Raw genomic sequence first — 16,227 nt, forward strand, 5'->3', positions numbered from 1 at the left:
CGTACGGCCCAAGGACGTACGTCGTGCGCCGGGTGGGTGTCATGGACTCGGCGTACGGCGTACGGCGTGGGGCTAGGGCGCCACCCAGGCGTACCGGTGTTCAGGGCGGCCCGTGTCGCCGTACTTGAGCGAGAGGCGCAGCCGTCCCGCCTGTTCGAGGTGGCGCAGATAGCGCTGAGCGGTGGAGCGGCTGAGCCCGGTCTCGGCCGCGACCTCGTGGGCCGACAGTGGCTGGTTCGCGCGGTGAAGGACGCCGCAGATCAGGTCCGTGGTGGGTTCCGAGTGGCCGCTGGGCAGCCCCGGCGACGACGGGACGGGCGTGGTGCGCAGGGCGCTGAAGATCCGGTCGACCTGCTCCTGACCCGCCACGCCGCGCCCGCCGACCCGGTCGACGGTGCGCCGCAGGGCCGCGTACGAGTCGAGGCGGGTGCGCAGCGCGGCGAAGGTGAACGGTTTGACCAGATAGTGCAGGGCGCCCACGCGCATCGCGGCCTGCACGGTCGTCACATCGCTGGCGGCGGTGATCATGATGACGTCGGTGCCGTGGCCGCGTTCGCGCATGCGGTGCACCAGTTCGAGGCCCGTCTGGTCGGGCAGATAGTGGTCGAGCAGCACCAGGTCGACGGGCGCGCGCTCCACGGCGGCCAGGGCCTGGGCAGCGCTGTGCGCGCGGGCGGCCACCCGGAATCCGGGAACCTTCCCCACGTACTTCGCGTTGATCTCAGCGACGCGGAAGTCGTCGTCCACGACCAGGACGTCAATCATCGGGCCTCTTTCTCTCAAGGCCTGGCGAGCGTTAAGCCCGTGTTTCGGCTCCGCTGTTGTAGCGCGAGCAAAACGAGCACAACAGACTCTTGCAAGCATAAGAAGGCCTTGCGCCCAGAAGACTGATGCTGTGGCCCGCGCCACATCTACGGTCCCGGCCCATGAGCGCAGACACCAGCCCCGCCATTGAGCTGCGGGGCGCGAGCAAGATCTTCAAGACCCCGTCAGGGGGTCTGCACACGGCGGTCAGGGAGCTCGATCTGACCATCGGCCGTGGCGAGTTCGTGGCTGTCGTCGGCCCCACCGGCTGCGGGAAGTCCACCACCCTGACCCTGGTGAGCGGTCTGGAGGAGCCCACCGAGGGCGAGGTCCTGGTGGCCGGTGAGCCGGTCGCGGGCGTCGGCGACAAGGTCGGCTTCGTCTTCCAGCAGGACGCCACCTTCCCCTGGCGGACGGTCCTGTCCAATGTCATGGCGGGCCCGCGTTTTCGCGGTGTCCCGAAGACGGAAGCCAAGCAGCGGGCCCGCGAATGGCTGGCCAGGGTCGGGCTGTCGGCCTTCGAGGACCGTTATCCCCACCAGCTCTCCGGCGGTCAGCGCAAGCGCGTCGCCCTCGCCGCGACCTTTGTCAACGACCCCGAGATCCTGCTGATGGACGAGCCGTTCTCGGCGCTCGACGTGCAGACCAGGGCCCTGATGTCGGACGAACTGCTGGAGCTGTGGGAGGGCACGGGCGCCTCGGTCGTCTTCGTCACCCACGACCTGGAGGAGTCCATCGCGCTCGCCGACAAGGTCGTCGTGATGACCGCGGGCCCCGCCACCGTGAAGCAGGTCTTCGACATCGATCTGCCGAGGCCGCGCAAGGTCGAATCGGTGCGCCTGGAGCCGCGGTTCATCGAGATCTACCGTGAGATCTGGGAGTCCCTCGGTGAAGAGGTCCGCATCACCCGAGAGAGGGGCGCCGCGAATGTCGCCTGACGTCATGCCCGAGACCGTCGTCGCGGCGACCGCCACCGAGCCCGCCAAGCAGGGACGCGCCCACACCCGTGCCCGTGCCGCCCGCAGACGCAGGATGATCGTCGCCGCCGCGCGTGCGGTGCTCCTGGTCGCCGTGCTCGGCCTGTGGGAGGTGTTCGCGCGCGCCAAGATCATCGACCCGTTCAACTTCTCCATGCCGTCGAAGATCTGGGACCAGGTCTACACCTGGGTGACCCATGGGACGGCGCTCGGCTCACTCGGCGAGCAGGTCTGGTACACGCTCCAAGAGGCACTGCTCGGCTGGGTCATCGGAGTCGTGGCCGGCGTGGTCTTCGGTATCGCGCTGGGACGCATCGCTTTCCTCGCCGATGTCCTTGGTCCATACATCAAGGTGCTCAACTCCATACCCAGGATCGTCCTCGCGCCGATCTTCGTGATCTGGTTCGGGCTCGGACCGGCCTCCAAGGTCGCCTCGGCCGTGGTCCTGGTCTTCTTCCCCGTCTTCTTCAACGCGTTCCAGGGTGCCCGCGAGGTCGACCGCAACCTCGTCGCCAACGCCCGGATCCTGGGGGCGAGCGACCGTCGGGTGACGCTTCAGGTCGTCATCCCCTCCGCCACCTCGTGGATCTTCACCAGCCTCCACGTCAGCTTCGGCTTCGCCCTCATCGGTGCGATCGTCGGCGAGTACATCGGCGCCACCAAGGGCATCGGCCTGCTCGTCGCCCAGTCCCAGGGCACCTTCAACGCGGCTGGTGTGTACGCCGCGATGGTCATCCTCGCCGTCGTCGCCCTGCTGGCCGAAGGGCTGCTCACCTTCGCCGAGCGCCGCATCTTCCGCTGGAAGCCGTCGGACTCCGAGAGCTGATCGGCGGACAACACCCGCCCCGGGCGCCCGATTTCCTCTCAGGGCCCTCCAAGGTGCCCGACTTCCTCTCAACGCTTTCCAGGGGTGCCCCCTTTCCGCTCAACGCTCCCCAGGGCCCCCTTTTCCCGCACTGCCCTCTCACAAGGACGTGACCCATCATGCGCAAGACCGCCAGATACTCCGCGCTGGCAGCCGCCGGTCTGCTCGCCCTCTCCTCGCTCACCGCCTGCGCCAACGACGCGGCCTCCACCACCGCCGACTCCGGCAGCAACGGGGGCGGCGGCAAGGGGGAGCACGTCAAGATCATGGTCGGTGGCCTGGACAAGGTCATCTACATGCCGGCGATGCTCACACAGCGGCTCGGCTACTTCAACGACGAGGGTTTGAATGTCGAACTCCTGAGTGAGCCGGCCGGTGTGCAGGCGGAGACCGCACTCGTGTCCGGACAGGTCCAGGGAGCCGTCGGCTTCTACGACCACACGCTCGACCTGCAGACCAAGGGCAAGGCCGTGGAGTCCGTCGTGCAGTTCTCGCACGCGCCCGGCGAGGTGGAGATCGTCTCCAACAAGCGAGCGGACGACATCACCTCGCCCAAGGACTTCAAGGGCAAGAAGCTCGGCGTCACCGGGCTCGGTTCCTCGACCGACTTCCTCACCAAGTACCTCGCGGTCAAGAACGGTGTGAAGGTCAGCGAGTTCGCGCCGGTCGCCGTCGGCGCGGGTCCGACCTTCGTCTCGGCACTCCAGAAGGGGGCCATCGACGGCGGCATGACGACGGACCCGACCGTCGCCACGGTCCTGCAGAAGGGCCTCGGCAAGGTGCTCATCGACATGCGTACGCCGAGTGGATCGCAGGAGGCGCTCGGCGGACCGTATCCCTCGTCCAGCCTCTACATGCAGACGGACTGGGTGAACGGCCACAAGGAGACGGTCCAGAAGCTGGCCAACGCCTTCGTGAAGACCCTCAAGTGGATGTCCACGCACAGCGCCTCCGAGATCGCCGCCAAGATGCCCGCCGACTACTCCCAGGGCAACAAGACGCTCTACGCGACCGCCATCCAGAGCACGCTGCCGATGTTCACCAAGGACGGCGTGATGCCCGCGGACGGCCCTGAGACCGTCGAGAAGGTGCTCAAGGCGTTCAACCCCAACATCAAGAACGCCAAGGTGGACCTGAGCAAGACGTACACCACGGAGTTCGTGAAGAAGGCCGTCACTGGCTGAGGAAGAAGGCCACCAACCAAGGCCACCACTGGCGGAGAAGTGACGGCCACCAAGGCCACCACTGGCGGAGAAATGAAGGCCGCCTCCGGCCCAGAGCGGGGCGCGGCCTCTTCCCCCGCCCCCTGGCCGCGCCTTCGGGATCTCCCCCTCATCGGCCGTGCCCTCAGGCGCGGGTCGCCCAGACGTAGCGATGCTCCGGGCGGCCCGCGTCGCCGTACTTGAGGGTCAGCCTGGCCCGCCCCGTGCGCTCCAGGAGCTTCAGATAGCGCTGGGCGGTCTGCCGGCTCAGTCCGGTCTCCTCGGCGATCTCCTGGGCCGACAGCGGCCCCTCGGCGGTCACCAGGGCCCGCCGGACGAGCTCCGCGGTCGTGGGGGAGTGCCCCTTGGGCAGGTCCGGCTCCGCACTCGCCGACAGGGCGCCGAAAATCCGGTCCACCTGGGCCTGTTCGGCCTCGCCGCCGCCGTCGAGCGTGCGGCGCAGACCCGCGTACGCCTCGAGCTTGGTGCGCAGGCCCGCGAAGGCGAACGGTTTGACCAGGTACTGCAGAGCGCCCTGCCGCATGGCCGCCTGGACGGTCGAGATGTCGCGGGCCGCGGTCACCATGATGACGTCGGTCTGGTGGCCGCGCCGCCGCATCTCCTGGACGACCGCGAGGCCCGTCTCGTCGGGCAGGTAGTGGTCCATCAGGACCAGGTCCAGGTGGGGCAGCGTCTCTATCCCGTGCAGCGCCTCGGCGGCGCTGTGCGCCTCGCCGGCGACACGGAAGCCGGGCACCTTGCCGACGTACGCGGCGTTGACCCGCGCGACCCGCGTGTCGTCGTCCACGACCAGGACCTCGATCATCGCGACTCCTCCTCGGCGGTCGTGGCGGCGGTGGCGCCGGTGGTGTTCTGGGAGAACGTGTCCGGCTGTCGTACGAGTTCCGGTGCGGGCCCGCGGCCGGGTTCGCCCTCCGGGCCCGGCATGAGACCTTCCGCCGGCACGCGGCCTTCTGCCGACACGAGGCCTTCCGCCGGCAACAGGTTCTCCGCCGGCCCGAGACCGGCCTCCGTGAGTGCCTCCGGCAGTACGACCGTGAACTCCGCGCCCCCTCCGTCGGCCTCCGCCGCCTCCGCGCTGCCTCCTTGCCGCTCGGCGAGCCGGCGCACCAGAGAGAGCCCGAGTCCGCGTTTGCCGTGCGCGGGTGGCTTCTTGGTGGACCACCCGTCCGTGAAGATCAGCTCCCGCCGCTCCGCCGGAACTCCGGGCCCGGTGTCCCGTACGCGCAGCACGGCGGTGCGTCCCTCGGCGCGCAATTCGACCTCCACACGCGCGTGTGGGGTGCCCGCGACGGCGTCGAGTGCGTTGTCGACCAGATTGCCCACGACGGTGACCAGCCCCCGTGGGTCGACCAGCCGGTCGGGCAGCAGGGTCCCGTCCGCGACCCAGAGAGCCACCCCGCGCTCGGCCGCCACCGTGGCCTTGCCGACCAGCAGGGCGGCCAGCAGTGGATCGTGGATCTTCTCGGTGACCTGCTCCGCGGTGACCCTGTGGTCGCCGACCACCTCGCCGACGAACTCCACGGCGTCGTCGTACATCTCCAGCTCCAGCAGCCCCAGGACCGTGTGCATCCGGTTGGCGTGCTCGTGGTCCTGCGCGCGCAGGGCGTCGATCAGACCGTGGGTCGAGTCGAGTTCACGGCCCAGTTGCTCCAGTTCCGTGCGGTCGCGCAGGGTGGCCACCGCGCCGCCGTCGTCGGTCGGCATGCGGTTGGCGACCAGGACGCGCTGACCGCGCACCGTCAGCAGATCCGTGCCGGTGACCCGTCCGGCCAGCACATCGGTCGTGCGGCCAGGCCCGAGCACGTCGTCGAGTGGCTGCCCGATGGCCTCCGCGTCGAGCCCGAGCAGGCGCAGCGCCTCGTCGTTGAGGAGCCGTACGCGGCCGACACGGTCCAGGGCGATGACGCCCTCCCGGATGCCGTGCAGCATCGCCTCGCGCTCCGCGAGCAACGCCGAGATGTCGGAGAAGGCCAGGTCACGGGTCTGCCGCTGGACCCGTCGGGAGAGCAGGTACGCGGCGAACGCGCCGACGGCCAGGGCCCCGCCCGCGTACGCGAGGAGTCCCGGGATCGAGTGGATCAGCCGGGCGCGCACACTGTCGTACTCGATGCCCACCGAGACCGCGCCGATGATGTGCCCGTCGGCGTCGCGCAGCGGTACCTTGCCGCGGGCCGAGCGCCCCAGTGTGCCGCTGTCGATCTCCATGACGTCGTCGCCGGCCAGGGCCTTCTCGGGGGAGGTCGAGACGACCCTGCCGATCTGCGAGGTGTCCTTGTGCGACCAGCGCACCCAGTGCGTGTTCATCACCACGACGTACTCGGCCTTGCTGGCCTTGCGGATCCGTTCCGCGGCGACCTGCACAGGGCCGTTCACGGACGGCAGGGTCGTCTGCAGGTCTCTGGCGATCTGTGGCTGGGCCGCCGTGGTCTGCGCGATCGCGAGCGCCCGGTGCATGGCCTCGTCGTCGAGCTGGGCGCTGAGCGGGGCGAGGAACAGCCCCGTCGCGAGTACGGCGACCCCGGCGGCTATCGCCACCTGCATCAGCAGCACCTGAGAGAACGCCCGCCGCGGCAGACCGAGGCGCAGTCGTCGTGCGGGGGGAGTGGGGCTCATACCCATGACGGTACGGGGGAGCGCGCGCCGGGCCGAAGGGAGTGTGGCATGGATCTCTTGAGTGGCGTGTGGGGAAGCTGTGGTCGGCGGGTGCGGGCCGGCCTGCTCAGGAGTCCTGGTCAGCAGGCTACGGGGATCGAGGCCCGGGGCATCTCCCGTACGGCCACCACGTCCATCCGGGCCGGGGAACCCAGCGCCGAGCCGCAGCTCTCCGGGCGGGGCGGCAGTGAGGCGCCCTGCGCGACGATGACGCTCCACAGGCGCCCGTCGGTGTGGGCGACGGTCACCTCCCAGCGTGGTGCCGCGCCGTCCGTGCGGACGACGCCGAGGGCTTCCGCGGCGTGCTCTCCACAAGCCCTGCGCACGGCCAGCTCCGCCGCCTGCCCGGGTCGCTCCCACGCCGAGTTGCCACGGCAGCCCTCTGTGACGACGCGGCCCTCTCGTACGCCCTGGAGGATCTCCTTGACCGCGTGGGCCTCGGCCCGCCCATAGGCGTATCCGTACGGCAGGACGAGCAGGGTGGGCGAGAAGCGGTGACCGCCGAGGTGGGTGACCTCCCACGCGCCCGCGACGCCCGAGGCGGCGAGTTCCGCCGCGAGGGGGCGGCCCAGGAGCGCGCAGCAGCGGTCGCGCTTGCCGTTGGTGCAGACGAGCGCGAGCGGGTCGCCCGTGTGGCGCCGACCCTGGAGAGCCGCGTCGAAGGTGCGCGGGTCTCCCGTGCCGAGCGCGGTGAAGTCCAGGTCGAGCAACCGCTCAGGAGCGCACGTCGTGGCGCTGTGCAGCCACACGTTGCCCGGGGTGGTGTGAGCCGCGTACACCTGGCGCTCGGCGGACGTACCGCAGTCGGCGTGCCGCCCAGGGCGGCGGATGAGCGCGATCCGCACCCCGGTGTCCTGGGCCGCGGCTTCGAGCGCGCGGCCGAGCGCCGGGTCCAGGTGGCTCGACGTGAGCGCCTTGGCACCCCAGGGGCCCGGCTGTTCGAGGAGCAGCCATGTCCTCGCGGTCGCCGCGGTCCCCGCGAGGGGCTCGTCGAGGTCCCGGGACGCGGTCGTGCACGTACTCACAGAGGTGAGCCTAACCTGACTTCGCCCAGGGCGACTTCCGACCGCGAGTACGGGGGCGCACTTTGGGCGCATTCGGGGCGCTGCGGGGCGCTCAGGGGCTCACTAGGGGAGTGGCTGCGGCGGCCGCGCTCCTACGTAGTGGCCGCTCGGGCGCATGCGCAGCGGACGTTCCCCGTACTCCTCCAGGGTGTGGGCGATCCATCCCGCTGTTCGGGCGACGGCGAAAACCGTCTCCCCGGCGGAGGCGGACATGCCGGAGGAGACCGTGAGGACGGCCAGTGCCAGGTCGACATTGGCGTGCAGGGGAGTGTGCCGGGCGGTGGTGGTCACGATGTCCTGGGCCGCCGCCAGGGCGGGCGCCGCGCCGGGGACCTCCTCCAGGAGGGCGAACAGGGCACGCGCGCGTGGGTCCTCGCCGGGGTAGAGCCGGTGGCCGAGCCCGGGGACGCGGCGCCCGGCGCGCAGCTCGTCGGCGACCACGGGGGCCGCGGTGCCCTGGTCGAGGACGTCGAGGAGCAGCCGGTGGGCGAGGCCGCTGGCCGCGCCGTGCAGGGGGCCTTCGAGCACGCCGAGGCCCGCCGAGACGGCGGCGTACGGGTGCGCCCGTGCCGAGGCGGCGACCCGCACCGCGAGCGTCGAGGCGGCCAGGTCGTGGTCGACGAGCAGGCCGAGTGCCGTGTCCAGCACGCGCAGTGACGCCTCGTCGGGAGTCCGGCCGGTGAGGCGTCCCCACAGCCGGCGGGCCAGCGGCCCTTCGTCGCGGTGGTCATGACGCAGGGGCGGGAGGGCGGCGACGAGGGTGGGGATGAGGGTGCGCGCGGTGCCGAGGACGGCGCTCTCGGAGAGGTCGAAGCGCAGTGGATCGGCGGCCGAGGCGGCGATCGCGGCGACCCGGAGCCGGTCAGTGGGGCCGCTGTGCTCGGGCAGCGCATCCACGGCGCGGCGGGCGGCGGTGACGGACGCCTCCGGGGCGGTGAACGTGACGCCGGGGCGCAGCTCTCCGGTCCACAGCCATTCGGCGATCTCTTCGTAGGAGTGACGCGCGGCCAGTTCGGTCGCGTCGACGCCTCGGTAGTAGTACCGGTCCTTGTCGATGAGAGTGATGCGGGTACGGACGGACAGATCGCCGCCGGTGCTCGAACTCCCGCTGGAATCACGTCTGTTGCGCCGGGCGAGCGCCTCCACCTCCTTGGCGTCGAAGGTGCTGCCGCGCCCTCCGGGGTCGCGTCGGCTGCCGAGCTGGCCGCGGCTCACATACGCGTACACGGTCTCGGGCTTCACGCCGAGCAGCTCGGCGGTCTCCCTGGTGCTGAGCCGCCGGCCTTCGTGGCCTCCGCGTCCTTCAGGCCCTCCAGGTCCTTCGTGTCCTTCATGCGTCGACCCTGCCGGTTCGTGATCCCTCATGGACGCCACCGTATCTGTGTATCGGCATATTGATTGAATCAATATTGACACCGATCCAGTCAAGCGTGGACAGTTGAATCAAGTTCAGGGAGGAAAGCATGCCGAACAACCGGGCCGCGACCGCACCGTCCATCACCCCTGTCGACGTACCGAGAGGACTCTCGGGCGTCGTCGTCACCGACACCGCACTGGGTGACGTCAGGGGGCGGGAGGGCTTTTACCACTACCGCCAGTACTCGGCCGTCGAGCTCGCGCAGACCCGCGGGTTCGAGGACGTCTGGCATCTGCTGGTCCACGGTGAACTGCCGGACGCGGCGCGCGGTGCCGCCTTCGCCGCGCGGACGGCGGCACTGCGTGGGCTGCCGGACGAGGTGCGCGCGGCGCTGCCGGCGATCGCCGCGGCGACCGGACCGTCCGGACCGCTCGCGGGACTGCGGACCGCGTTGTCGCTGCTCGGCGCGTCGTTGGGGTTCCGGCCTGTGTACGACATCGACGTCGACCGGCGTCGCGCGGACACGCTGGCGGCGTGCGCGGCCGTGCCGACGCTGCTCACCGCGCTGTATCGGCTCGGTCGGGGGCTGGAGCCGGTGGAACCGCGTGACGACCTGCCGTATGCAGCGAACTACCTCTACATGCTGACAGGGTCGGAGCCGGACCCGGCGCGGGCCCGGGCGGTCGAGCAGTACTTGATATCAACCATTGATCACGGATTCAATGCGTCAACCTTCACCGCGCGGGTGATCGCGTCGACGGGGGCGGACGTGGCCGCGTGCCTGGTGGGCGCGGTCGGGGCGCTGTCGGGCCCGCTGCACGGTGGTGCGCCGAGCCGGGCCCTGGACACCCTCGACGCGATCGGTACTTCCGACCGCATCGACTCCTGGATCCGGGAACGAGTCCTCGCGGGCGATCGCATCATGGGCTTCGGGCACGCGGTGTATCGCACCGAGGACCCGCGCTCCCGCATGCTCCGCGGTATCGCCCAGCAGTTCGGCGGTTCTCTGGTCGCTTTCGCCGTCGAGGTCGAACACCGGGTGGAGGCGATCCTGGCGGAGCTGAAGCCCGGCCGTGAACTCCACACCAACGTGGAGTTCTACGCGGGCGTGGTCATGGAACTGTGCGGCCTCCCGCGGGAGATGTTCACCCCCACCTTCGCCGCGGCCCGCGTCGTCGGCTGGAGCGCCAACATCCTGGAACAGGCGGAGGACCCGAAGATCATCCGTCCGGCGGCGCGGTATGTGGGACCGGTTCCGCCGGTGGCGGTGCCGGTGGCCGGCTGAGGTGATCCAGTGTCGTGACACGTGAAGGGCCCGGCATCACGTCGATGCCGGGCCTGGACGTCGTGGCCCAAGGGGTACCGGGCGGAACTCCGACCTTCAGTTGCCCGTGATCGGTTCCTGGAGCCGTGCCTGGATCGGTTCCCGGATCGGATCCTGGTTCAGTTCCTGGCGGCGGTGACGTCAAGCATCAGGGATGTCCTTCTTCGCGCGGAGCAGGGTCTCGCGCGTGATGATGACGATCCGCTCATAGTCGGCTCGTGCGGCGTCGGGCGGAAGCTCGGGGTCGAGTTCCTTGGTGGCCTCGCGCCCAATGACAGCGAAGCTGCCGTCGCTGAGCTCGAAGATGTCGGGGCACGACTGGCCAGTGGCGCTGCCGCGCTCGCGTGGTGTAGCCCCGACACGTCGCACGATTTTCACGGAGTGGTACCAACCTTATGGCTCGGACTGATGGGTGTCTCCGAGCCGCGGGTCCTCGGAGCGTGACTGACTCCGAGCGGAGATGTTCGTCGGAGGCAAGGGTGTCTCCGAGCGCAGGGGTGTTCGTCGGAGTGGCCGGAAATCTGGCCAGGCGACAACATAGCGGCTTCTGTTGCCCATGGTGCGCAAAGCAACAACAAGCAGTCGAGTGAAGTTCGGCATCTTCCCTTGACGGAAAGTGGCATTGGGGTGATACGTGCGCATCGGGGTCACTGGCGGCGCACTCCCAGCGCGCTGGGAGTGCGGGCCGCGCCGCCTCCGGATGCGTGGTGACCTGCGGCCTTATGGCTGACGACGGACCACCCTCTCCACGGTGCTGCATATGCGGGCCAGCACGCGGTATGCATCGCCCCGCTGGGCGGCATTGGGGCTGAGGCAGGCGACCAGTACGGCTATCAGGACGGGAAGCAGGATGGCAGCGACGACTGCCACGGCGTATGTCGTGATCTCCACGGAGTGGTACCGACCTTATGGCTCGGAGTGAATGGGTGTCTCCGAGCTGTGGGCTCCTCGGAGCGTGACTGACTCCGAGCGGAGAAGTTCGTCGGAGGCAAGGTGTCTCCGAGCGCAGGGTGTTCGTCGGAGTGCCCGTAGGCCGGGCAGGCGACAATTTAGCGCTTCGTGTTGCCCATGGTGCGCAAGGTGACAATGGGCGGCGGGGTGCACGTTGGCATCTTCCTTTGGCGGCACGCGAGGGCCGTGTGCAGGGCGCACCAGGGGTCACGGCGTCTCTTCGTCCGGCTCTCCCACGACCCACCATTCGTCGGTGTCGGAATCAGTCTGATCCTGGATCAGGCTGTCCATCATCCGGCCCAGTTCGGCCTCCTTGGAGGAGTCGGGCAGGCTCTTGCGGTGGTGCTCGGTCGCCACCCAGTACGCCCGGAAGATCTGGTTCTGGCACATGATGCGGAAGTGGCCGTGGAGTTCCGCACGCGTCAGAGCCCCGATCCGGTGGAAGTACAGGGCGTTGATGTAGAGCGCGTTGGCGAAGAGGTACTGCCGCTGCTCCTCGGAGCTGATCTCCGTCTCGTACGTGTTCAGGACCGCGGCGAGGGCGGGATCGTCCATGGCCTTGCACAACAGATCGAAATGGAGCCGGTGCTGCTCGGTGAGCACGGCGCGCCTGCGCTGCCGTGAGCTGCGTTCCGCGACGGCGCTGGCTGCGAGGGCGAGCTTGGCCCAGGCATCTGAGCCAAGCCTCCGTATCGCGGAATTCTGTGTGGCCATGTCAACCCCCGAATCAGGCGACCGTTCCGCCGGTCGTCGGTTGTGGGGCGACAGGGAGCGGACCGGCGAGCGGTGGGCGGCGCGCTTGCCGTCTCCCAGTTTTGCCGAGCGGCTCTGATCGGCGGGGAGGCGGAGAGGAGGCGCACGGAGGGAAGTGCGGGTCGCGATTCCCGGCGCCATGCCCAACGTGTGCCCCGCGAGCGCCGCTAACAATCGTTCACTTCGCGGGGATTCCTCCCACTCGTATCCTTGGTCGGCAGCCATTCCCCGTACGAGCGCCGGTCTACGAGCCGTCCTCGTTCAAGAGCCGGTTCATGAGCCGGAGCACGCGTCGGTGTGAAAGAGGTCGCCCGTTGAGCCAGCCCAGCCCGCAGCAGGTCCCGATCGATCAGATCTCAGGTCAAGTCCTGATCGACCAGACCTCAGGCCAGGTCCCGATCGACCAGACCTCAGGTCAGGTCCCCATGGACCAGACCGCCGGTGACCAGGTCCACGGCGACGGAACTTCCGCCCGGCAGATCCCGGTCGTCGTCCTCGCCGGCTTCCTCGGCTCAGGCAAGACCACCCTGCTCAACCACCTCCTGCACCGCAGCGGAGGCAGCCGCATCGGCGCCGTCGTCAACGATTTCGGGGCGATCGAGATCGATGCGATGGCTGTGGCCGGGGCGCTGGGTGACTCCACCGTCTCGCTGGGGAACGGATGCCTGTGCTGCGCCGTCGACGCCAGTGAGCTCGACGAGTATCTCGGGCGGCTGACCAGGCCCTCGGCCCGTATCGACGTCATCGTCATCGAGGCGAGTGGCCTCGCCGAGCCCCAGGAGCTCGTGCGGATGGTGCTGGCCAGCGAGCATCCGCGGATCGTCTACGGCGGGCTCGTCGAGGTGGTCGACGCGGCCGAGTTCGACGGTACGCGCGAGAAGCACCCCGAGATCGACCGGCATCTCGCCCTCGCCGACCTCGTCGTCGTCAACAAGATCGACCGAGCCGAGGACGGCGAGCGCGTGCTGCGCACCGTACGCGGGCTTGTCGACCGGGCCGCGGTCGTGCCCGCCACCTACGGGCGCGTCGATCCCGAGTTCCTCTTCGACTGCAGGCCGAGCGAGGAGCGCATCGGGCAGCTGTCCTTCGACGACCTCCACCGGCACGACGAGAGCGGTCCCCAGGGGCACCACGACCACCTGCACTCGGCCTACGAATCCCTCTCCTTCAGCTCCGATGTGCCGCTCGGCCCCCGGGAGTTGATGAACTTCCTCGACAGCAGGCCCGAGGGGCTCTACCGCATCAAGGGCTACGTCGATTTCGGCGTCCAGGACAGGGACAACCGGTACGCCGTGCATGCCGTCGGGCGGTTTCTGCGCTTCTACCCGGAGCCCTGGGCTTCTGCCGAGCCGCGCCTCACCCAGCTCGTGCTGATCGGCTCAGGCATCGACACCGCGGCTCTGACCAAGGAGTTGGAGGCGTGCGAAGAGGACGCCCCACACGCCGACGAACACAGCATGTGGGGCGTCCTCCGCTACGTACAGGACCGCCATGTGCAGGACGGCCATGTACAGGACAGCCACGTACAGGACGAGGAGCCCGACGGTCCCGAAGAGACCGGCTGAGCTACACCGGGCCCGCCACCACCGACACCGTCTTCGCCAGCGACACTCCCGAGCCGTCACGGCGCGGGTCGATCTCCGGCAGCTCGGCCGGTGTGCCGTTCTTCTGCGCGGCCCGGGCCGGAACCGCGCCCGCCCAGGCCAGCGAGAGGCAGTCCTCGCCCTTCAGGAACCGCTGGCAGCGCACGCCGCCCGTGGCGCGGCCCTTGCGCGGGTACTGGTCGAAGGGCGTCAGCTTGGCCGTGGTCTGGACGGAGTCGTCCAGCGTGCCCCGCGAGCCCGCCACCGTGAAGACCACCGCGTCCACCGCCGGGTCGACCGCGGTGAAGGAGATCACCTTCGCGCCCTCGGTGAGCTTGATGCCCGTCATGCCGCCCGCCGCCCGGCCCTGCGGGCGGACCTGCGAGGCCTGGTAGCGCAGCAGCTGGGCGTCGTCGGTGATGAAGACCAGGTCCTCCTCACCGGTGCGCAGTTCGACCGCGCCGACGATCCGGTCGCCGTCCTTGAGGGTGATGACCTCCAACTCCTCCTTGTTCGAGGGGTAGTCGGGGACCACACGCTTCACGACGCCCTGCTCGGTGCCGATCGCCAGACCGGGTGAGGACTCGTCGAGCGTCGTCAGACAGACCACCGTCTCGTCCGGCTCCAGGGAGGACAGGAACTCCGCGATCGGCGCGCCTCCGGAGAGGTTGGGCGCCGACGCCGTCTCCGGCAGCTGCGGCAGGTCGATCACGTTCAGCCGGAGCAGGCGGCCCGAGGACGTGACCGCCCCGATCTCGCCGCGGGCCGTCGCCGGCACCGCGGAGACGATCAGGTCGTGCTTGGTGCGCTTGGCGTCCTCGGCCTCCCCGAAGGGGTCGCCGTTGGCCGTACGGGCCAGCAGGCCCGTCGAGGACAGCAGCACCCGGCACGGGTCGTCGGCCACCTGGAGCGAGACCGTCGCGGCGGGGGCGCCCGCGGACTCCAGAAGCACCGTGCGCCGGTCGGTGCCGAACTTCTTGGCGACCGCGGCCAGTTCTCCGGAGACCAGCTTGCGCAGCTCGGCGTCCGAGTCGAGGATCCCGGTCAGCTCGTCGATCTCGCCGTTGAGCCGGTCGCGCTCCGACTCCAGCTCGATGCGGTCGAACCTGGTCAGGCGGCGCAGCGGCGTGTCCAGGATGTACTGCGTCTGGATCTCGGAGAGGGAGAAGTGCTCGATCAGGCGCTCCTTCGCCTGCGCCGAGTTGTCGCTGGAGCGGATGAGGCGGATGACCTCGTCGATGTCCAGGAGGGCGACGAGAAGGCCCTCGACCAGGTGGAGACGGTCGCGCTTCTTGCCGCGGCGGAACTCACTGCGGCGGCGCACGACGGTGAAGCGGTGGTCGAGATAGACCTCGAGGAGCTCCTTGAGGCCCAGGGTGAGCGGCTGACCGTCCACCAGCGCCACGTTGTTGATGCCGAAGGACTCCTCCATCGGCGTCAGCTTGTAGAGCTGCTCCAGGACCGCTTCCGGCACGAAGCCGTTCTTGATCTCGATGACCAGGCGCAGTCCGTGCGAGCGGTCGGTGAGGTCCTTGACGTCGGCGATGCCCTGGAGCTTCTTGGAGTTGACCAGGTCCTTGATCTTGCTGATCACCTTCTCCGGGCCGACGGTGAAGGGCAGTTCGGTGACGACGAGGCCCTTGCGGCGCGCCGTGACGTCCTCCACCGACACCGTGGCACGGATCTTGAAGGTGCCGCGGCCCGACTCGTAGGCGTCCCGGATCCCGGTCAGGCCGACGATACGGCCGCCCGTGGGCAGGTCGGGGCCCGGCACGTACTTCATCAGCGTGTCCAGGTCGGCGCCCGGATAGCGGATCAGGTGGCGGGCGGCCGCGATGACCTCGCCGAGGTTGTGCGGCGGCATGTTCGTCGCCATACCGACGGCGATCCCGGACGAGCCGTTGACCAGCAGGTTCGGGTACGCCGCCGGGAGGACGTCGGGCTCCTGCTCCTGGCCGTCGTAGTTCGGCGTGAAATCGACCGTGTCCTCGTCGATGGACTCGGTCATCAGTGACGTGGCGTCGGCCATCCGGCACTCGGTGTAACGCATGGCGGCCGGCGGGTCGTCATTGCCGAGCGAACCGAAGTTGCCATGGCCGTCGACCAGCGGCAGGCGCATGGAGAACGGCTGGGCCAGGCGCACCAGCGCGTCGTAGATCGACGCGTCGCCGTGCGGGTGGAGCTTACCCATGACCTCGCCGACGACGCGGGCGCACTTCACATAGCCGCGGTCGGGGCGCAGCCCCATCTCGTTCATCTGGTACACGATGCGGCGGTGCACGGGCTTGAGGCCGTCACGGGCGTCCGGCAGGGCTCGCGAATAGATGACCGAGTACGCGTATTCGAGGAAGGAGCCCTGCATCTCGTCCACGACGTCGATGTCGAGGATCTTCTCCTCGTACGAGTCGTCGGGCGGCGGGGTCTTCGTGCTGCGGCGGGCCATCGCTGCTGCGGCTCCTTCACAGTCTCTGCCGGGGCATGAACGGGTTCTGACGCGCACCATTGTGGACCGCCGCACTGACAACGCCGACCGCGACCCGTCCATAGGGGCTCCGCGGAGCCCGGTTCCGCTCGCTCACGGTGAACGGAAGTCCGGCCTCCCACCTCAGGAATTCTCGCTCTCGGCGTACGAGGTGCGGGAACTTCGCCACCTGTCGGCGCGCTTGCATAC

General features: G+C 69.4%; 14 protein-coding genes. 5 read left to right on the plus strand and 9 right to left on the minus strand.

The window, feature by feature from the left end; genetic code table 11:
- Positions 1–72: 72 nt before the first annotated feature.
- Complete coding sequence (locus AQJ27_RS29630; protein WP_067375272.1) at positions 73–765, minus strand: response regulator; 693 nt, start codon at positions 763–765, stop codon at positions 73–75.
- Between the two features lie 161 nt (positions 766–926).
- Between AQJ27_RS29630 and AQJ27_RS29635 the strand changes: the two genes are divergently transcribed.
- The 3 genes from AQJ27_RS29635 (at position 927) to AQJ27_RS29645 (ending at position 3,830) form a co-directional block, all read left to right on the plus strand.
- The gene (locus tag AQJ27_RS29635; RefSeq protein WP_054229902.1) at positions 927–1,742 is read left to right on the plus strand and encodes an ABC transporter ATP-binding protein; all 816 of its coding nucleotides are present in this window, start codon (positions 927–929) and stop codon (positions 1,740–1,742) included.
- Positions 1,732–2,607 carry an ABC transporter permease gene (locus AQJ27_RS29640; RefSeq protein ID WP_067375274.1) on the plus strand — a complete coding sequence of 292 codons (876 nt, stop codon included), beginning with the start codon at positions 1,732–1,734 and terminating at the stop codon, positions 2,605–2,607. The genes AQJ27_RS29635 and AQJ27_RS29640 overlap by 11 nt, the downstream gene beginning before the upstream one ends.
- 158 nt (positions 2,608–2,765) lie before the next feature.
- The gene (locus AQJ27_RS29645) at positions 2,766–3,830 is read left to right on the plus strand and encodes an ABC transporter substrate-binding protein (RefSeq protein ID WP_067375276.1); all 1,065 of its coding nucleotides are present in this window, start codon (positions 2,766–2,768) and stop codon (positions 3,828–3,830) included.
- Between the two features lie 163 nt (positions 3,831–3,993).
- Here the strand turns inward: AQJ27_RS29645 and AQJ27_RS29650 are convergent, their stop codons facing one another.
- From AQJ27_RS29650 to AQJ27_RS29665, 4 genes are all read right to left on the minus strand, one after another.
- The gene (locus tag AQJ27_RS29650; RefSeq protein WP_067375278.1) at positions 3,994–4,674 is read right to left on the minus strand and encodes a response regulator; all 681 of its coding nucleotides are present in this window, start codon (positions 4,672–4,674) and stop codon (positions 3,994–3,996) included.
- Positions 4,671–6,485, minus strand: a complete 1,815-nt coding sequence (locus tag AQJ27_RS29655) for a sensor histidine kinase (protein ID WP_079065352.1) — start codon at positions 6,483–6,485, stop codon at positions 4,671–4,673. The genes AQJ27_RS29650 and AQJ27_RS29655 overlap by 4 nt, the downstream gene beginning before the upstream one ends.
- Before the next feature lie 119 nt (positions 6,486–6,604).
- Positions 6,605–7,549, minus strand: a complete 945-nt coding sequence (locus tag AQJ27_RS29660; RefSeq protein WP_067375280.1) for a sucrase ferredoxin — start codon at positions 7,547–7,549, stop codon at positions 6,605–6,607.
- A gap of 102 nt (positions 7,550–7,651) precedes the next feature.
- Positions 7,652–8,830: a citrate/2-methylcitrate synthase gene (locus AQJ27_RS29665; protein WP_425275236.1), complete on the minus strand. Its 1,179-nt coding sequence runs from the start codon at positions 8,828–8,830 to the stop codon at positions 7,652–7,654.
- Between the two features lie 221 nt (positions 8,831–9,051).
- Here AQJ27_RS29665 and AQJ27_RS29670 point away from each other — a divergent pair, with 221 nt between their 5' ends.
- On the plus strand, positions 9,052–10,230 hold the full coding sequence (locus tag AQJ27_RS29670; protein ID WP_067375284.1) for a citrate synthase/methylcitrate synthase: 1,179 nt from the start codon (positions 9,052–9,054) through the stop codon (positions 10,228–10,230).
- 180 nt (positions 10,231–10,410) lie between these two features.
- Here the strand turns inward: AQJ27_RS29670 and AQJ27_RS29675 are convergent, their stop codons facing one another.
- From AQJ27_RS29675 to AQJ27_RS29680, 3 genes are all read right to left on the minus strand, one after another.
- The gene (locus AQJ27_RS29675; RefSeq protein WP_054229908.1) at positions 10,411–10,647 is read right to left on the minus strand and encodes a hypothetical protein; all 237 of its coding nucleotides are present in this window, start codon (positions 10,645–10,647) and stop codon (positions 10,411–10,413) included.
- Between the two features lie 342 nt (positions 10,648–10,989).
- Positions 10,990–11,160 (minus strand): hypothetical protein, encoded by a 171-nt coding sequence (locus AQJ27_RS56510; RefSeq protein ID WP_159064416.1) that lies wholly within the window; start codon positions 11,158–11,160, stop codon positions 10,990–10,992.
- A gap of 267 nt (positions 11,161–11,427) precedes the next feature.
- The gene (locus tag AQJ27_RS29680; RefSeq protein ID WP_067375286.1) at positions 11,428–11,934 is read right to left on the minus strand and encodes a DUF6082 family protein; all 507 of its coding nucleotides are present in this window, start codon (positions 11,932–11,934) and stop codon (positions 11,428–11,430) included.
- 464 nt (positions 11,935–12,398) lie between these two features.
- Between AQJ27_RS29680 and AQJ27_RS29685 the strand changes: the two genes are divergently transcribed.
- Complete coding sequence (locus AQJ27_RS29685) at positions 12,399–13,538, plus strand: CobW family GTP-binding protein (protein WP_067375543.1); 1,140 nt, start codon at positions 12,399–12,401, stop codon at positions 13,536–13,538.
- 1 nt (position 13,539) lies between these two features.
- Here AQJ27_RS29685 and AQJ27_RS29690 read toward each other — a convergent pair whose 3' ends face one another.
- Positions 13,540–15,999: a DNA gyrase/topoisomerase IV subunit A gene (locus AQJ27_RS29690; protein WP_067375288.1), complete on the minus strand. Its 2,460-nt coding sequence runs from the start codon at positions 15,997–15,999 to the stop codon at positions 13,540–13,542.
- Positions 16,000–16,227: the final 228 nt, after the last annotated feature.

Origin of the sequence: Streptomyces olivochromogenes, assembly GCF_001514115.1 — a bacterium.
Taxonomy (GTDB): Bacteria; Actinomycetota; Actinomycetes; order Streptomycetales; family Streptomycetaceae; genus Streptomyces; species Streptomyces olivochromogenes.

What these genes read in the sequence shown, in the direction of transcription:
- AQJ27_RS29630 (WP_067375272.1), bottom strand. Translation starts at nt 765, where the DNA reads ATGATTGACGTCCTGGTCGTGGACGACGACTTCCGCGTCGCTGAGATC.
- AQJ27_RS29635 (WP_054229902.1), top strand. Translation starts at nt 927, where the DNA reads ATGAGCGCAGACACCAGCCCCGCCATTGAGCTGCGGGGCGCGAGCAAG.
- AQJ27_RS29640 (WP_067375274.1), top strand. Translation starts at nt 1,732, where the DNA reads ATGTCGCCTGACGTCATGCCCGAGACCGTCGTCGCGGCGACCGCCACC.
- AQJ27_RS29645 (WP_067375276.1), top strand. Translation starts at nt 2,766, where the DNA reads ATGCGCAAGACCGCCAGATACTCCGCGCTGGCAGCCGCCGGTCTGCTC.
- AQJ27_RS29650 (WP_067375278.1), bottom strand. Translation starts at nt 4,674, where the DNA reads ATGATCGAGGTCCTGGTCGTGGACGACGACACGCGGGTCGCGCGGGTC.
- AQJ27_RS29655 (WP_079065352.1), bottom strand. Translation starts at nt 6,485, where the DNA reads ATGAGCCCCACTCCCCCCGCACGACGACTGCGCCTCGGTCTGCCGCGG.
- AQJ27_RS29670 (WP_067375284.1), top strand. Translation starts at nt 9,052, where the DNA reads ATGCCGAACAACCGGGCCGCGACCGCACCGTCCATCACCCCTGTCGAC.
- AQJ27_RS29680 (WP_067375286.1), bottom strand. Translation starts at nt 11,934, where the DNA reads ATGGCCACACAGAATTCCGCGATACGGAGGCTTGGCTCAGATGCCTGG.
- AQJ27_RS29685 (WP_067375543.1), top strand. Translation starts at nt 12,399, where the DNA reads ATGGACCAGACCGCCGGTGACCAGGTCCACGGCGACGGAACTTCCGCC.
- AQJ27_RS29690 (WP_067375288.1), bottom strand. Translation starts at nt 15,999, where the DNA reads ATGGCCCGCCGCAGCACGAAGACCCCGCCGCCCGACGACTCGTACGAG.